Source organism: Mesorhizobium sp. M1322 (assembly GCF_040318085.1).
Lineage (GTDB): Bacteria > Pseudomonadota > Alphaproteobacteria > Rhizobiales > Rhizobiaceae > Mesorhizobium.
The window spans coordinates 18435-33353 of the sequence record NZ_JAMYLP010000035.1 but is presented as its reverse complement, the minus strand read 5'-3'; the positions used below and the strand labels follow the sequence as shown (position 1 = coordinate 33353).

The window sequence follows — 14919 nt, the reverse complement described above, 5'->3', positions numbered from 1 at the left end:
CGCCATGAACAGCCAAGCAGCAGCATTGAAGCCCGTCGCCGCCGTCTCGGAGCGGGACATGGCGAACGCCATTCGCGCACTGGCGATGGACAGCGTCCAAAAGGCCAATTCCGGCCATCCAGGCATGCCGATGGGCATGGCCGACGTCGCGACGGTGCTGTTCAGCCGCTTCATCAACATCGATCCGTCGGCGCCCCACTGGCCCGATCGCGACCGCTTCGTGCTTTCGGCCGGGCACGGCTCGATGCTGCAATATGCGCTGCATTACCTGCTCGGTTTTGACGACATGCCGATCGAGGAATTGCAGCGGTTTCGCCAACTGGGCAGCCGCACCGCCGGACATCCGGAATATGGCCACGCGCTTGGCATCGAGACGACGACCGGTCCGCTTGGACAAGGCATTTCGACCGCAGTCGGCATGGCGCTGGCGGAGCGCATGCTTGCTGCCCGCCACGGCGCCGACCTCGTCGACCATTTCACCTACGTGATCGCCGGCGACGGCTGCCTGCAGGAAGGCATCAGCCACGAGGCGATCGACCTTGCCGGTCACCTGAAGCTCTCCCGGCTGATCGTCTTCTGGGACGACAATGCGATCTCGATCGACGGACCGACTTCGCTGTCGACATCGATGGACCAGCCGGCACGGTTCAAAGCCGCTGGATGGCATGTCCAGTCGGTGGACGGCCACGATATGGAAGCCGTCGCTGCGGCAATCGAAGCAGCACAGCAGTCGGATCGGCCGTCCCTGATCGCGTGCCGCACGGTGATCGGCAAGGGCGCGCCCAATCTGGGCGGCTCGGAGAAGACGCATGGCGCACCGCTGGGCGATGCAGAGATCGCCGCGACGCGCGAAAACATCGGCTGGGCCTACGCGCCGTTCGAGGTGCCGGACGACATCCTTTTCACCTGGCGCGAGATTGCCGGCCGCGGCCAAGCGGCACGGCTCGCCTGGGAGCAGCGGCTTGCCGCCTCGCCGCGGCGCGAGGCGTTCGAGAGCGCGGTCGCCGGCAACCTGCCCGACGCGGTCTTCGAAGCGCTCGGCGCTTTCCGCAAGGAGCATGTCGAGAAGGCGACCAAGGTTGCAACGCGAAAAGCCTCCGAAATGGCGCTCGGCGCCATCAACGCCGCAACCGACCTGACCGTCGGCGGCTCCGCCGATCTGACGCATTCGAACCTGACGATCACCAAGGGCATGGATCGCATAGCGCCTGACGACTATGCCGGCCGCTACGTCCACTACGGTATCCGCGAGCACGGCATGGCCGCGGCCATGAACGGCATCGCACTGCATGGTGGCTTCGTGCCTTATGGCGGCACGTTCCTGTGCTTTGCCGACTATGCACGCGGCGCGATGCGGCTCTCGGCGCTGATGGGCCAGCGCGTCATCTATGTGATGACCCATGATTCCATCGGCCTCGGCGAGGATGGCCCGACCCACCAGCCTATCGAGCATCTGGCAATGCTGCGGGCCACACCCAACCTCAATGTCTTCCGTCCGGCCGATATCATCGAAACGGCGGAATGCTGGGAACTGGCGCTGAGGAGCGAGAACCGGCCGAGCGTGCTGGTGCTCTCGCGCCAGAACCTGCCGATGCTGCGCCAAGCACACAGCGACGAGAACCGGTCGAGCCGGGGCGCCTACGTCCTGCGCGAGCCAGCCGAGCACCGCGCTGTGACGCTGATCGCCACCGGCTCGGAGGTCGAGATCGCCATTGCCGCCGCCGAACGGCTGGAAACTGAGCACGGCATCGCCACGGCGGTCGTCTCGATGCCGTGCTGGGAGCTCTTCGAGGAACAGGATGCGAACTACCGCAAGCCCGTCCTCGGCTCGGCGCCGCGCATTGCCGTCGAAGCCGCCGCCCGTCTCGGCTGGGACCGCTGGATCGGCGACACCGGCGCTTTCGTCGGCATGGCCGGTTTCGGCGCCAGCGCCCCTGCCCCGGATCTCTACCGGCATTTCGACATCACGCCCGAAGCCGTCGCCGCAGCGGCGCTGAAGCTCATCGTCTAGCCCAACTTCCGCAGCTAAGAGGACCCGATAATGGCCCGCATCACCCTTCGCCAGCTTCTCGACCATGCCGCCGAGCACGGTTACGGCGTTCCGGCATTCAACATCAACAACATGGAACAAGGCCTTGCCATCATGGAGGCGGCCAAGGCCTGCGATGCACCGGTCATCATCCAGGCCTCGCGCGGCGCCCGCTCCTATGCCAACGACATCATGCTGGCCAAGATGATGGAGGCGTTGACCGAAATGCATCCGGCCATTCCGCTGTGCATCCATCAGGATCACGGCAACAACGAAGCCACCTGTCTTTCGGCGATCCGCCACGGCTTCACCTCGGTGATGATGGACGGGTCATTGATGGCGGACGCCAAGACGCCGGCGAGCTACGATTACAACGTCGCCATCACCGAACGTGTCGCTCGAATGGCGCATTGGGTCGGCGCTTCCGTCGAAGGCGAGCTCGGCGTGCTCGGCTCGCTGGAAACCGGCCAGGGCGAGGCCGAGGACGGCCACGGCGCCGAAGGTGCGCTTTCCCACGACCAGCTTTTGACCGATCCCGATCAGGCGGTCGACTTCGTGACCGCCACCCAGGTCGACGCGCTGGCGATCGCCTGCGGGACCTCGCACGGCGCCTACAAATTCAGCCGCAAGCCCGACGGCGGCATCCTCGCCATGCAGGTGATCGAGGCGATCCATGAAAAGCTGCCCAACACGCATCTGGTCATGCATGGCTCTTCCTCGGTGCCGCAGGAACTGCAGGACATCATCAACAAGTATGGTGGCGAGATGCCCCAGACCTTTGGCGTCCCGGTCGAGGAGATCGAGCGCGGCATCCGCTACGGCGTGCGCAAGGTCAACATCGACACCGATTGCCGTATGACCATGGCCGGGCAGTTCCGCCGTGTCGCGACGGAGGACCCGCGCGAATTCGATCCGCGCAAATTCCTGAAACCGGCCATGGACGCCTTGCGCGACCTCTGCCGCGATCGCTTCGAACGCTTCGGCACCGCGGGCAACGCCTCGAAGATCAGGGTTATCGCCATGGACGAGATGGCCAAACGTTACGCCGCGGGAAAACTCGACCCGCAAATCGCAACCGCGAAAGCCGCCTGAGCGGCAAACAGGAGACCTGTCATGAACAAGATCGACATGCCGTCAGCGGGCACGCTCAAGGAAGGCAAGGAACGCTACAAGTCGGGCGTCATCCCCTACAAGAAGATGGGGTACTGGGAGCCGGACTACCGGCCCAAGGAAACCGACCTGATCGCCATGTTTCGGATCACGCCTCAGCCCGGCGTCGACCACGAGGAGGCGGCTGCCGCCGTCGCCGGTGAATCCTCGACCGCGACATGGACCGTGGTGTGGACCGACAGGCTGACCGCGTGCGAGCTCTACCGCGCCAAGGCGTTCAGATCCGAGCCGGTGCCGAACACCGGTCCCGGCACCAAGACCGAGCAACAGTACTTCGCTTACATCGCCTACGACCTCGACCTGTTCGAGCCGGGCTCAATCGCCAACCTGACGGCATCGATCATCGGCAACGTGTTCGGCTTCAAGGCTGTCAAGGCCTTGCGGCTCGAGGACATGCGCATCCCGGTGGCTTACCTCAAAACCTTCCAGGGCCCGGCGACCGGCATCGTGGTGGAGCGCGAGCGGCTCGACAAGTTCGGCCGGCCGCTGCTCGGCGCGACGACGAAGCCGAAGCTTGGCCTGTCAGGCCGCAACTACGGCCGCGTCGTCTACGAGGCGCTGAAGGGTGGCCTCGACTTCGTCAAGGACGACGAGAACATCAACTCGCAGCCCTTCATGCACTGGCGCGACCGCTTCCTCTACTGCATGGAGGCGGTGAACAAGGCGTCGGCCGCCACCGGCGAAGTCAAGGGCCATTATCTCAACGTCACCGCCGGCACGATGGAGGAAATGTACGAGCGCGCCGAATTCGCAAAACAGCTTGGCTCCTGCATCGTCATGATCGACCTGGTCATTGGCTACACGGCGATCCAGTCGATGGCCAAGTGGGCACGCCGCAACGACATGATCCTGCACCTGCACCGCGCCGGCAACTCGACCTATTCGCGCCAGAAGAACCACGGCATGAATTTTCGCGTCATCTGCAAATGGATGCGGATGGCCGGCGTCGATCACATCCATGCCGGCACGGTGGTCGGCAAGCTGGAAGGCGACCCGCTGATGATCAAGGGGTTTTATGACACGCTGCGCGAGGAGCGCACGCCGCAGAACCTCGAAACCGGGCTGTTCTTCGATCAGGACTGGGCCTCGCTCAACAAGGTGATGCCCGTCGCCTCGGGCGGCATCCATGCCGGCCAGATGCACCAGCTGATCCATTATCTCGGCGAGGACGTCATCCTGCAGTTCGGCGGCGGCACGATCGGCCATCCGGACGGCATCCAGGCCGGCGCCACGGCCAATCGCGTCGCGTTGGAAGCGATGATCCTAGCCCGCAACGAGGGCCGCGACTATCTGCGCGAAGGGACCAAAATCCTCGAACAGGCGGCCAGATGGTGCACGCCGCTGAAGGCGGCCCTGGAGACCTGGAAGGACGTCACCTTCAACTACGAATCGACCGACACGGCCGACTTCGTGCCAACCGCAACGCCCAGCTTCTAGACGAAAGGAACCGTCGCCATGATGACCAATCCGGGAAACAAGGTCACGCAGGGACAGTTTTCGTTCCTGCCCGACCTGACCGATGAGCAGATTTCGGCGCAGATCAAATACGCGCTGAAAAACCACTGGGCGGTCAGCGTCGAGTACACGGACGATCCGCATCCGCGAAACACCTATTGGGAAATGTACGGCAACCCGATGTTCGACCTGAAGGACCCGGCGGGCATCCTGCTTGAAGTCAACAATTGCCGCAAAGCCATGCCCAACATGTATGTCCGGGTCACCGCCTTCGATTCGACCAAGGGCTGGGAAGCGCCGCGCATGTCGTTCATCGTCAACCGGCCGCCCAGCGAACCCGGGTTCCGGCTGCTGCGCCAGGAGCGCGACGGCCGCAGCCAAGGCTATTCGATCGTGCCTTATGCGACCGACAGGCCCGAAGGCGAGCGGAGCTAGCCGAAGCCATGCTGGACTCGATAGCAAAGGGCGCTGCCGCGCAGGACGAATCGGTCGATCTGCAGGCCGAGTTCGAGGCGTCCAACATCGACGAGGTGATGGACAAGCTCGACCGCGAACTCGTTGGCCTGAAGCCGATCAAGACCCGCATCCGCGAGATCGCGGCGCTGCTCCTGGTCGACCGGCTTCGCCGCAGGTTCGGGCTGACCTCGGGCGCGCCGACGCTGCACATGAACTTTACGGGAAATCCCGGCACCGGAAAGACCACCGTGGCGCTGAGGATGGCCGAAATCCTGCATCGTCTCGGCTATGTCCGCGAAGGCCACATGGTTGCGGTGACGCGAGACGATCTCGTCGGTCAGTATGTCGGCCACACCGCGCCCAAGACCCGCGAGGTGATCAAGCGCGCCATGGGCGGTGTGCTTTTCATCGACGAGGCCTACTATCTCTACAAGCCCGAGAACGAACGCGACTACGGCCAGGAATCGATCGAAATCCTGCTGCAATGCATGGAAAACAACCGTGACGATCTGGTTGTGATTCTTGCCGGCTACAAGAACAAGATGGACCGCTTCTTCGACAGCAATCCCGGCATGCGCTCGCGCATCGCCCACCACCTCGATTTTCCCGACTACGGCGTCGGCGAGCTCAAATCGATCGCCGAGATCATGCTGGCGGAACAGAATTACCGTCTCAGCGAAGCGGCGGCCAAGGCGCTCGAAGAGTATCTCCCGATCCGCATGCGGCTGCCGCATTTCTCCAACGCCCGCTCGGTCCGCAATGGGCTCGACCGGGCGCGGCTTCGCCAGGCCAACCGGCTTTTCGCGTCGCGCGACCGGGCGTTGACGAAGACCGACCTTATCACCATTGAGGAATCCGATATTCGCGGCAGCCGCGTGTTCGCGGAAGGTAAGCTCGAAGGCGAACCGGAGACGAAGGCGCGCTGACAAGACGACGCCGGTTGGTTTGCAGCGACCGAAAACGGAAGATAGAATGGGAGCCGACGACCATGGGTACTAAGACAATCATCGCGCCCTCGGTGCTTTCTGCGGACTTCTCGCGGCTTGGCGACGAGGTCGAAACGGTCGTCCGGGCGGGTGCCGACTGGATCCATCTCGACGTGATGGACGGCCATTTCGTGCCCAACATCACCTTCGGTCCGCCGGTGATCAAGGCGATCCGTGATCGAACGGATAAGATCTTCGACTGCCATCTGATGATCGCGCCGGCCGACGCCTATCTCGCCGCCTTCGCCGATGCCGGCTGCGACATCATCACGGTGCATGCCGAGGCCGGGCCGCACCTAGACCGTTCGCTGCAGGCGATCAGGAACCTCGGCAAGAAGGCCGGCGTGTCGCTGAACCCGTCGACGCCGGAAAGCGTCATCGAATATGTGCTCGACCGGCTCGATCTGGTGCTTCTGATGACCGTCAATCCGGGCTTCGGCGGCCAGGCTTTCATCTCGGCGGTCGTCGATAAGGTCAGGCGGGTCAAGGCATTGATCGGCAACCGCCCGATCGACATCGAGATCGACGGCGGCGTCACGCCCGAAACCGCTCCGCTGGTCACCGCGGCCGGCGCCAATGTGCTGGTCGCCGGCTCGGCCATCTTTAGGGGTGGCACCGAGGCCGCCTATCGCGCCAATATCGGCACCATCAGGCAGGCGGCCGACGGGGCGATCCGGAAAGCCGCGTAAACCGTCTCATCGGAGGGCAAATATGGCGGCAATCCCACCTGTCTGCGATTTCGGCTGGCAAGCCGTCGATGCCGTTTTGCCCGGCGTTGATGGCAAATCGCATTCGATCTTCAGCCACGCCGGCCCGAACGGGCTGGTGGTGGCTTTCATCTGCAACCACTGCCCTTATGTGAAGGCGGTGATTTCACGCATCGTCCGCGACGCCAACGACCTCAAGGCGCAAGGTATCGGCTTTGTCGCGATCAACGCCAACGATGCCGACGCCTATCCGGATGATTCCTTCGACAACATGAAGCTCTTCGCCAGGACGAACGGCTTCACTTTCCCCTACCTCCACGACGAACGCCAGACCGTGGCGCGTGCCTATGGAGCCGTTTGCACTCCGGATTTCTTCGGGCTCAACAGCGAGTTGACGCTGCAATATCGCGGCCGGCTGGACGCGGCGCGACGCGACGCCGGACCGCCCGGGCTGAGACGCGACCTGTTCGAGGCGATGAAGCAAATTGCCCGAACCGGCGACGGACCGCTCGACCAGATCGCTTCGATCGGCTGCTCGATCAAGTGGAAGGACGCCGCATGAACGTCGCCATGGGCAGGCCGTTTCGATCGCCGAAGGCAATCCTATTCGATCTCGACGGCACGCTGGTCGATTCGGCGCCTGATATAACGGCCGCCGTCAACGAGTTGCTGGCCGGCCGCGATCTGCCGCCGCTGCGCCTGGATCAGGTCAAGGCCATGATCGGCGGCGGCGTCAGGAAACTGATCGAGCGAGCCTTCGCGGCTTCCGGCACGCCGCTTCTCGGCAGCGCGCTCGATGAGGCCAACCGCGCCATGGCGCCGATCTACCGCAGACATCTGACTGGCCTGACAAGGCTGATGCCTGGCGTCAGGGAGGTTCTCACGCACTTCCACTTGAGTGGAATAGCCATGGGCGTGGTGACCAACAAGCCGCAGTTGGCGGCCCGCGAAATCCTGCTGCATTTTGGGCTGACGGACTATCTCGGCGCGATCGTCGGCGGAGATGCGGTGACATCCTTGAAACCGGCGCCCGACGCTCTGCTGCTGGCGCTCGACCAGCTTCAGGTCGAGCCTCGTGACACGCTGATGGTCGGAGACAGCAGCGCCGACGTGGCCGCCGCGCGCGCCGCCGGCATGCCCGTCATTCTGCTGCGTGGCGGCTACACCCAGATTGCCGTTGAAGAGCTTGGCGCCGACCTCGTTTGCGACGGTCTGCTCGACCTGCCGTCCGCCATGCAGAGGCTGCAAGACGCCGCTTGACCAGCGGCGCCAGGGGGGGCGCCGGCCGAACGCAGTTTCGAACGGCCGGCGAAGTCGCGTTACTTCCTGCGGAAGAACCGGGCTACTGCGGAAGAACCGGGTTATTTCCTGCGGAAAAGCCGGGCTATTTCCTAACGGAAAAACCGGGTTATTTGGAGAATTGCTTCAGATAGGCGATGACGTTGGCAAGATCCTCGTCCTTCTTGAGACCGGGAAACGCCATCTTTGTGCCTTTGATCATGGCCTTGGGATCGCGAAGATAGGTCGTCAGCGTGGGTTCGTCCCATTTGACGCCGGATTTACCCGCCTCGGTCATGGGCTTGGAGTATTTGAACCCCGGATGCGTGCCGGCCGTCCGGCCGATGACGCCGCTCAACGACGGACCGATCTTGTTCTTGTCCTCGTCGACGACGTGGCAGGCCTTGCATTTGGCGAAGACCTTCTCACCCGCGGCGGCATCCTGTGCCTGCGATTGGTTTGTGATGAACGTCGCAACGGACACGACGGCGAAAAACGCGATTGCACGCATGGCATTTCCTCATTGATCGTCAAGGTGCCCTGGACGATTTTGCGCACGCCTTTGTGTGATCATCGGCATGCGTCGTTTATGGCAGAGCGAAAGCTTCTCCCTTGTGGAGTTGCGGCGCCTGCATCTTGGAAGCTACCCGGCAGATGAGGGATGTCAACCGCTACCCGAGTTCAAGGCAATCGCTTCAGACCAATTGCCGATCGTGGCGCAGTCGGCGAAGCTGCCGATCTCCCCCCTTGCGGGGGAGATTGGATGCCGCTTCGGCTTTCGCCAAGCGCCAACGCTGGAAGACTGGGCAAGGGGGAGTGCAACCTGAAGCGATTGCCCTCATATTTTCATTGCTTTGTGATGGCAGTTATGCTAGGAATTTATTCACGGTGCTGATTTGCGCCAACGACCCGCTGCCGAGGCGGGTTTTTGTTTTCAGGTTTCGGCGCCATCCCTCCCGCCCCTATCCATTCGACTTTGTTGACGGCCATCGGGCGAACGCGTAGCCTTAAACCATTCCGGTTTTCCATGGGCACCTCGGGACTCCGGCAGTTGGCGATTTTGTCCAGGCTCGCAGATCGGGCCGGATCTCGTCAAAGCGGGCGTCTTTAAGCGCGCAAGAGGTGCTGAATGGATATGGTCGACCTCATATTGACGGTTTGCCTGATTGCCAATCCTGGCAGCTGCCGAGACGAACATCTCTATTTCGAGAGCCGCGGCTCTCTCGTCCAATGTATGGTCTTGGCGCCCAGCGAAATCGCGAAATGGTCGCAGGAACACCCGACCCTCAAGGTCAAGCGCTGGAAATGCGCTTTCCCGAACAAGGACCGTGCCATCTGATCGGCGCCCCGGCCTCCCCGGGAGGAGACATCATCATGATTTCGCGTCGAGGAACGCTCCGTCTGGCAGCTCTTGGAACGGCCGCAGCGCTTGTCTCAAAACCCTCCTTCGCCACGAGCAAGGTTCGCATCGGCGCGCTGAAGTTCGGCACCGTAAGTTGGGCGCTTGACACCATGAAGCACCACAAGTTCGACGCAGCCAACGGCATCGATCTGGAGGTCATCGATTTCGCCGGCGAGGATGCAACCAACGTCGCCATGCTGGCCGGCGCGATCGACATGATCGTCTCCGACTGGCTGTGGGTCTCGCGCCAGCGCTCGGAAGGCGTCGATCTCACACTGGTCCCCTATTCGACCGCCGTCGGGGCGATCATGGTGAAGGAGGGGGCGCCGATCCGCACGATCACCGATCTCAAGGGAAAAAAGATCGGCGTCGCCGGCGGGCCTCTCGATAAAAGCTGGCTGCTGATCCAGGCGCTGGCCAGACGCGATCACGGCCTCGACCTGCCGGCAACCAGCGACATCGTCTTTGGCGCGCCGCCGCTGATTTCGGAAAAGGCGATGCAAGGCGAACTCGATGCGGTGCTCAATTTCTGGCATTTTTGCGCCCGCCTCGAGGCCAACGGCTTTCGTCGGCTGATCGGCGCCGGTGATGCGGCGAAAGCGCTCGGGGCCTCGGGCGCCGTGTCGGCGCTCGGCTATGTCTTTCATGACAAATGGGCGAACGAAAATCCGGCCGCTATCAGGGGCTTCATCAAGGCTTCCGCGCTGTCCAAGGACTTACTGGCCATATCCGACGATGAGTGGCTGCGCCTTGCGCCGATTATCCGCGCGCAAGGCAAGGAATTGGCCAAACTGCGCGACCGCTATCGCGAGGGCATTCCCAGACGCCCCGTCGCCGAGGATGCGGCCGACGCGGGCAAGCTCTACCGCGTGCTGGCCGAGATCGGCGGCGAAAGGCTGGTCGGCCGCGCGCCCGAGATGGCGCCCGGCACGTTCTGGCAGGAGCTGCCGAAATGAGCGCACCTGACACCGGCGATCGCCCGCCTGGCGCTGCGGCCGGCAGCCAGTCCAGCCTTGCAACGGCGCTGACACCGGTGCTGACGGTCGCGGTCTCTCTGCTCGGGCTTTGCCTGCTGTGGGGTCTTGCGGCCAATGCTTGGCCGAGCCGTGCCTTTCCAGGGCCGAGACAGGTCTGGCAGGTGCTGCTCGCAGAGGCGGCCAACGGCGACCTTTTCTATCATCTCGGCGCGACACTCGGCCGGGTTGCCGCGGCATATATCGTCGCGATGGTCGTTGGCTCGGTCATCGGCGTTCTCCTCGGCAGCCACCGCAGCGCAGACCGGTTCTTCAGTCCCTGGCTGATCCTGTTTCTCAACATTCCCGCGCTGGTCGTCATCGTGCTCGCCTACATCTGGTTCGGCCTCAACGAAGCCGCGGCGATTGGCGCGGTTGCCGTCAACAAGATCCCGAATGTCGTAGTGACGATGCGCGAAGGCGCCAGGGCGCTTGATCCGAGTTACGCCGAAATGGCCGCCGTCTACCGCTTCGGTCTTCTCGATCGCGTCCGCCACGTCCTGCTGCCGCAACTGCAGCCCTATCTTGCCGCCGCCTCACGATCCGGCATCGCCCTCATCTGGAAGATCGTCCTGGTGGTCGAACTGCTCGGCCGCTCCAATGGTGTCGGCTTCCAGATCTATCTCTATTTCCAGCTCTTCGACGTCGCCGCCATTCTTGCCTACACGCTGGCTTTCGTGGCGGTGATGCTTGTCATCGAACTCCTTCTGGTGCAGCCCGTTGAACGACATGCAACCCGTTGGCGCCGTCGTCCCGCTTAGGGTCGACATCGCCGAAAAGACCTTCAGGTCCGCGCAAGGCGTCTCGATCACGGCGCTCCAGGACCTTTCCTTCGAGGTCCGGCAAGGCGAATTCGCCTGCTTGCTGGGGCCATCCGGCTGCGGCAAGACCACGACGCTGCGCATCCTGCTTGGATTGGACAAAGACTTTTCCGGCTCCTTCCAACTGCCTAAAGGCGGCTCCAACCGGATCGCCGCCGTATTCCAGGAGCCGACCTTGCTGCCGTGGCGGACGGTGGAGCAGAATGTCAGGCTGGCGCTGCCGAAAAGCCTGAGAACGAAGAACCTCGACGGGCTGTTCGACACACTCGGCATCGCCGGCATGCGTTCGCTCTATCCGGCGGAACTTTCGCTCGGCCTTGCGCGCAGGGCAGCACTTGCCAGGGCGTTCGCCACCGAACCGGCGGTGCTTTTCCTGGACGAGCCCTTTGCCTCGCTCGACGAACGAACCGCCGAGCGGCTTCGGCACTTGCTTTTGACCGTGTGGTCGGCGCGGCCTACGACCGCCCTGATGGTAACCCACAATCTGCGCGAGGCGCTGATGCTGTCCGACCGAATCATCGTGCTCGCGCCGCGGCCAGCCCATGTGCTCGGCATGTTCGACGTAAGGCTGCCGCGGCAATATCGCAATCCACAGGTGATGAGCGATCTTCTGCGGTCGTTCTACCAAAAATTTCCGGGCGCGGCCTGATCGCCTTGCAATTCGGAATGCATAACGGGGGAAGCCGTGCCGATCGATATGACAAGACGCAACCTTGTGAACGGCTTCGCCTGCACCGCGGTCAGCGCCGCGATGCTGCCCTGTTGCCTCGGGCGGGCCGCTCTCGCCGCTGCCGGCGGGCTTGAATTCAAGCTCAGGAAAATCGCCGACGGCGTCTTCGCTTTCCGGGGCGTCGATGAATTTATGAGCGCGGCCAACCAGGGCGCAATCTCGAACCTGGGCGTCGTCGTCGGCACCGACGCCGTTGCCGTCATCGACAGCGGCGGCAGCCTGATCGAGGCGAACGCCCTCATCGCCGCGATCGGCAAAATGAGCGCCAAGCCGGTTCGCTATCTGATCAACACCCACATGCACCCCGCCCACTTCTTCGGCACCGCGGCGTTCCGGGACATCGGCGCCACTTTTGTCGGCCATCCCAATCTCCCGCGCGCCCACGCGGCGCGCGGTGCGTTCTACCTGCACAACTATCGCGAACAGGTCGGCGATGCGCTCATGAAGGGGGTCGAGATCGTCCCGCCGACAATACTGGTTGACGATCGCATCCAACTCGACCTCGGCGGGCGCACGCTCGAATTGCAGGCGTGGAAGGCGGCGCACACCGACAACGATCTGACCGTCTTCGACACCACGACCAGCACGCTTTTTGCCGGCGATCTCGTGTTCATAGGTTCTTTGCCGACGCTCGACGGATCGCTGCTCGGCTGGCTCCGCCAGATGGATACACTCGCTGCGATCGGCGCTGCGCGCGTCGTGCCGGGTCATGGCCCGGTGCCGGCCGACTGGCCGCAGGCGCTGCCAGCGGAGCGGCGCTATTTCGAGGTTCTGGCGCGCGATATTCGCAAGGCGATCGCCGACGGGGTGCCGCTCAGCGAGGCCGTCAGGACCGCCGGCCGAAGCGAACGAAGCAATTGGCATCTGTTCGACGACTACAACGAGCGCAATGCAACGGCTGCCTTTGCCGAACTCGAATGGGAATAGATCACACCGACAAGCGCTGGACGTGATCAGGCGGATCGATTTGCCAACACATCGTCGAGGGCTTATCCTTCGACATCGGCCTAGGCACCACCCCTCTCTGACATTGGTGGAGGCATCGAAATGCAAGACCACGCTTACCGGAGCCGGCAGCTCGCCTTGCCGCTCGCAGCCATCTTCGCCGCGATCATCCTGGCCGTCGGCACGCTCTTTGGCTCCTCCGGAGCCGCCCACGCGCAGCAGACAACCGCATCCTCAGACAGAATCTGGCAGGATTTGAAAGGCGACGTGTTCGGCGATCGGGCAATTCTGGTCGATACCGGCGTCGTCCGGGTCGAGGCGCCGAAGCGGGCGCAGGATGCCGCCATCGTGCCCGTCGACATCTATATCGACCCGGCTAAGGCGCCCGACGGCATCAAATCCGTCACCTTGATCATCGACGTCAATCCGGCACCGGTGGCGGCGACATTCCAGATCGGCAAGGACGCCGGCGTGACGCATCTGTCGACGCGCGTGCGCGTCAACGACTATTCCTATTTGCGTGCCATCGCAGAGACGCAGGGCGGCGAACTCCACATGGCTCAGACCTTCGTCAAGGCGTCAGGCGGATGCTCCGCCCCGGCGGTCAAGAACCAGGACGAGGCGATAGCGACGATGGGGCAGATGAAGCTGCGCCAGTTCCCGCCGCAAGAGACGATGACAAAGGCGCAGGAATTGCAGTTGATGATCCGGCACCCGAACAATTCGGGCCTGCAGCGGAATCCACTGACCCAGTATTTCATCCCCGCGCATTTCGTTCAGAAACTGTCGATCTCGCAGGCAGACCGGCCGATCCTCTCGATGGAAGGTGGAATATCGATTTCGGAAGACCCCAATTTCCGGTTCGATTTCACCGCGCACGGCACTGGCGATATCCAGGTCGAAGCGATCGATACGGATGGCAAGATATTTCGCAATCAATGGCCATTGGAGGTTACGGGACTCTGAAGCCTCGAAACCGCATACGGCGGTTGTCTCCCGCCGTCGGGGCTCTTACCAGGGCACGCTCTAAAGCGCGTCGCGTTTGACCGGCCTCATGCGACGCGCTTTAGGTTGTTGTTTTACGCATGTCGTTATCGCAAAACCGCTGCACACTTTTGCGCGACATGCATTAAAAGCAGCGCACGTCGGCTTCCGCCTGCGCGCGCTTCAGTTCCGTGCCTGCGGCTTTTGCTGGCGCGCTTTCGCGAAACAGTCCCGAACGCTCCCCTGTCGTCAGGGACATGCTCTTGAAGGTCTCGGCCCTTTCATAATCCTCGAACGGAAGGATCGAGGCGATGACGTCGATCGAGCAGGAACAGTTCTCCAGCGCCTGACGTGTCTGGCCATTCGTCTGCATGCAGCCGAGCACATAGTCGACAATCGTCGCCGTCGGATAATCGCCGGCGGCGCCGGCCGGATTGGCGAAGGCCAGGGCCGATGCAAGCAACAGCGGCAAGGTCGAAAAGCCGACATATTTGATCATGGGGAACCCTCCGATTGGCTCGGACCTGACAGATCGAGCCCGATGGATCGAGACAGATCACCGCACCAGTTGGCCTCGTGCCACCACGCCAGTCAAGTTCTCATGCAGGCCATATAGTACCAAAGGAGCAGGGCCGTACCGGCCGGCAAAAGGCCTCCCCGACAGCACGAATATCCGCTCCGAATCCCGGTGCTGACCTTCATTTCATGTCTCCTCCACTATCGGCACCCGGAGCGACGCGCGCATACTTAAAGTCATACGCTCTAAGGAATATTCCCAAATAGAAATCAATACATTTTGCGCAAAAAATACGCAAAATTCGGCGACTTATATAAATCCCGCTTCATTCACAGTCGACCAATAGCTTTCTGTCTGGGTTTTTTCATATCTATTTCTCTATATTGCAGTGCAACATAGACGGAAGTGATTTTTCTTGCCTTCGGC

16 protein-coding genes are annotated in these 14919 nt (G+C 62.5%); 14 read left to right on the top strand and 2 right to left on the bottom strand.

Annotated elements, in window-relative coordinates:
- Positions 1 to 4: 4 nt before the first annotated feature.
- The 8 genes from tkt (at position 5) to gph (ending at position 8063) form a co-directional block, all read left to right on the top strand.
- Positions 5 to 2011, top strand: coding sequence for a transketolase (gene tkt / locus NKH12_RS15260; RefSeq protein ID WP_352953886.1), 2007 nt, complete (start codon positions 5 to 7; stop codon positions 2009 to 2011).
- A 30-nt stretch (positions 2012 to 2041) separates the two neighbouring features.
- Positions 2042 to 3121, top strand: a complete 1080-nt coding sequence (gene fba, locus NKH12_RS15255; protein WP_352953885.1) for a class II fructose-bisphosphate aldolase — start codon at positions 2042 to 2044, stop codon at positions 3119 to 3121.
- 21 nt (positions 3122 to 3142) lie between these two features.
- Positions 3143 to 4636, top strand: coding sequence for a ribulose-bisphosphate carboxylase large subunit (locus tag NKH12_RS15250; protein WP_502910799.1), 1494 nt, complete (start codon positions 3143 to 3145; stop codon positions 4634 to 4636).
- Positions 4637 to 4654: 18 nt separating this feature from the next.
- Positions 4655 to 5089 (top strand): ribulose bisphosphate carboxylase small subunit, encoded by a 435-nt coding sequence (locus tag NKH12_RS15245; protein ID WP_352953884.1) that lies wholly within the window; start codon positions 4655 to 4657, stop codon positions 5087 to 5089.
- Positions 5090 to 5097: 8 nt separating this feature from the next.
- Positions 5098 to 6036, top strand: coding sequence for a CbbX protein (gene cbbX, locus NKH12_RS15240; protein ID WP_352953883.1), 939 nt, complete (start codon positions 5098 to 5100; stop codon positions 6034 to 6036).
- Positions 6037 to 6098: 62 nt separating this feature from the next.
- Positions 6099 to 6785, top strand: a complete 687-nt coding sequence (gene rpe, locus NKH12_RS15235) for a ribulose-phosphate 3-epimerase (protein ID WP_352953882.1) — start codon at positions 6099 to 6101, stop codon at positions 6783 to 6785.
- Between the two features lie 22 nt (positions 6786 to 6807).
- Positions 6808 to 7365 carry a thioredoxin family protein gene (locus tag NKH12_RS15230; RefSeq protein ID WP_352953881.1) on the top strand — a complete coding sequence of 186 codons (558 nt, stop codon included), beginning with the start codon at positions 6808 to 6810 and terminating at the stop codon, positions 7363 to 7365.
- Positions 7362 to 8063, top strand: a complete 702-nt coding sequence (gene gph / locus NKH12_RS15225) for a phosphoglycolate phosphatase (RefSeq protein WP_352953880.1) — start codon at positions 7362 to 7364, stop codon at positions 8061 to 8063. The genes NKH12_RS15230 and gph overlap by 4 nt, the downstream gene beginning before the upstream one ends.
- 148 nt (positions 8064 to 8211) lie before the next feature.
- Here gph and NKH12_RS15220 read toward each other — a convergent pair whose 3' ends face one another.
- Positions 8212 to 8592, bottom strand: coding sequence for a c-type cytochrome (locus NKH12_RS15220; protein WP_352953879.1), 381 nt, complete (start codon positions 8590 to 8592; stop codon positions 8212 to 8214).
- Between the two features lie 618 nt (positions 8593 to 9210).
- Between NKH12_RS15220 and NKH12_RS15215 the strand changes: the two genes are divergently transcribed.
- The 6 genes from NKH12_RS15215 to NKH12_RS15190 all read left to right on the top strand — a co-directional run bounded on the left by NKH12_RS15215 (position 9211) and on the right by NKH12_RS15190 (position 13958).
- A complete protein-coding gene (locus NKH12_RS15215; RefSeq protein ID WP_352953878.1) occupies positions 9211 to 9420 on the top strand; it encodes a hypothetical protein in 210 nt (69 codons plus the stop codon).
- A gap of 35 nt (positions 9421 to 9455) precedes the next feature.
- Complete coding sequence (locus tag NKH12_RS15210; RefSeq protein WP_502910798.1) at positions 9456 to 10439, top strand: ABC transporter substrate-binding protein; 984 nt, start codon at positions 9456 to 9458, stop codon at positions 10437 to 10439.
- A complete protein-coding gene (locus NKH12_RS15205; protein ID WP_352953877.1) occupies positions 10436 to 11257 on the top strand; it encodes an ABC transporter permease in 822 nt (273 codons plus the stop codon). The genes NKH12_RS15210 and NKH12_RS15205 overlap by 4 nt, the downstream gene beginning before the upstream one ends.
- Positions 11226 to 11966, top strand: a complete 741-nt coding sequence (locus NKH12_RS15200) for an ABC transporter ATP-binding protein (RefSeq protein ID WP_352953906.1) — start codon at positions 11226 to 11228, stop codon at positions 11964 to 11966. The genes NKH12_RS15205 and NKH12_RS15200 overlap by 32 nt, the downstream gene beginning before the upstream one ends.
- A 48-nt stretch (positions 11967 to 12014) precedes the next feature.
- Positions 12015 to 12974, top strand: a complete 960-nt coding sequence (locus NKH12_RS15195) for a quinoprotein relay system zinc metallohydrolase 2 (RefSeq protein WP_352953876.1) — start codon at positions 12015 to 12017, stop codon at positions 12972 to 12974.
- 120 nt (positions 12975 to 13094) lie between these two features.
- On the top strand, positions 13095 to 13958 hold the full coding sequence (locus NKH12_RS15190) for a quinoprotein dehydrogenase-associated SoxYZ-like carrier (protein ID WP_352953875.1): 864 nt from the start codon (positions 13095 to 13097) through the stop codon (positions 13956 to 13958).
- Between the two features lie 163 nt (positions 13959 to 14121).
- Here NKH12_RS15190 and NKH12_RS15185 read toward each other — a convergent pair whose 3' ends face one another.
- Positions 14122 to 14475, bottom strand: coding sequence for a hypothetical protein (locus tag NKH12_RS15185; protein WP_352953874.1), 354 nt, complete (start codon positions 14473 to 14475; stop codon positions 14122 to 14124).
- Between the last annotated feature and the right edge of the window lie 444 nt (positions 14476 to 14919).

Excerpts from the sequence above, each read along its gene's own strand:
- tkt (WP_352953886.1), top strand. The coding sequence starts at position 5 with ATGAACAGCCAAGCAGCAGCATTGAAGCCCGTCGCCGCCGTCTCGGAG.
- fba (WP_352953885.1), top strand. The coding sequence starts at position 2,042 with ATGGCCCGCATCACCCTTCGCCAGCTTCTCGACCATGCCGCCGAGCAC.
- NKH12_RS15250 (WP_502910799.1), top strand. The coding sequence starts at position 3,143 with ATGAACAAGATCGACATGCCGTCAGCGGGCACGCTCAAGGAAGGCAAG.
- NKH12_RS15245 (WP_352953884.1), top strand. The coding sequence starts at position 4,655 with ATGATGACCAATCCGGGAAACAAGGTCACGCAGGGACAGTTTTCGTTC.
- cbbX (WP_352953883.1), top strand. The coding sequence starts at position 5,098 with ATGCTGGACTCGATAGCAAAGGGCGCTGCCGCGCAGGACGAATCGGTC.
- rpe (WP_352953882.1), top strand. The coding sequence starts at position 6,099 with ATGGGTACTAAGACAATCATCGCGCCCTCGGTGCTTTCTGCGGACTTC.
- NKH12_RS15230 (WP_352953881.1), top strand. The coding sequence starts at position 6,808 with ATGGCGGCAATCCCACCTGTCTGCGATTTCGGCTGGCAAGCCGTCGAT.
- gph (WP_352953880.1), top strand. The coding sequence starts at position 7,362 with ATGAACGTCGCCATGGGCAGGCCGTTTCGATCGCCGAAGGCAATCCTA.
- NKH12_RS15220 (WP_352953879.1), bottom strand. The coding sequence starts at position 8,592 with ATGCGTGCAATCGCGTTTTTCGCCGTCGTGTCCGTTGCGACGTTCATC.
- NKH12_RS15215 (WP_352953878.1), top strand. The coding sequence starts at position 9,211 with ATGGATATGGTCGACCTCATATTGACGGTTTGCCTGATTGCCAATCCT.
- NKH12_RS15210 (WP_502910798.1), top strand. The coding sequence starts at position 9,456 with ATGATTTCGCGTCGAGGAACGCTCCGTCTGGCAGCTCTTGGAACGGCC.
- NKH12_RS15205 (WP_352953877.1), top strand. The coding sequence starts at position 10,436 with ATGAGCGCACCTGACACCGGCGATCGCCCGCCTGGCGCTGCGGCCGGC.
- NKH12_RS15200 (WP_352953906.1), top strand. The coding sequence starts at position 11,226 with ATGCAACCCGTTGGCGCCGTCGTCCCGCTTAGGGTCGACATCGCCGAA.
- NKH12_RS15195 (WP_352953876.1), top strand. The coding sequence starts at position 12,015 with ATGACAAGACGCAACCTTGTGAACGGCTTCGCCTGCACCGCGGTCAGC.
- NKH12_RS15190 (WP_352953875.1), top strand. The coding sequence starts at position 13,095 with ATGCAAGACCACGCTTACCGGAGCCGGCAGCTCGCCTTGCCGCTCGCA.
- NKH12_RS15185 (WP_352953874.1), bottom strand. The coding sequence starts at position 14,475 with ATGATCAAATATGTCGGCTTTTCGACCTTGCCGCTGTTGCTTGCATCG.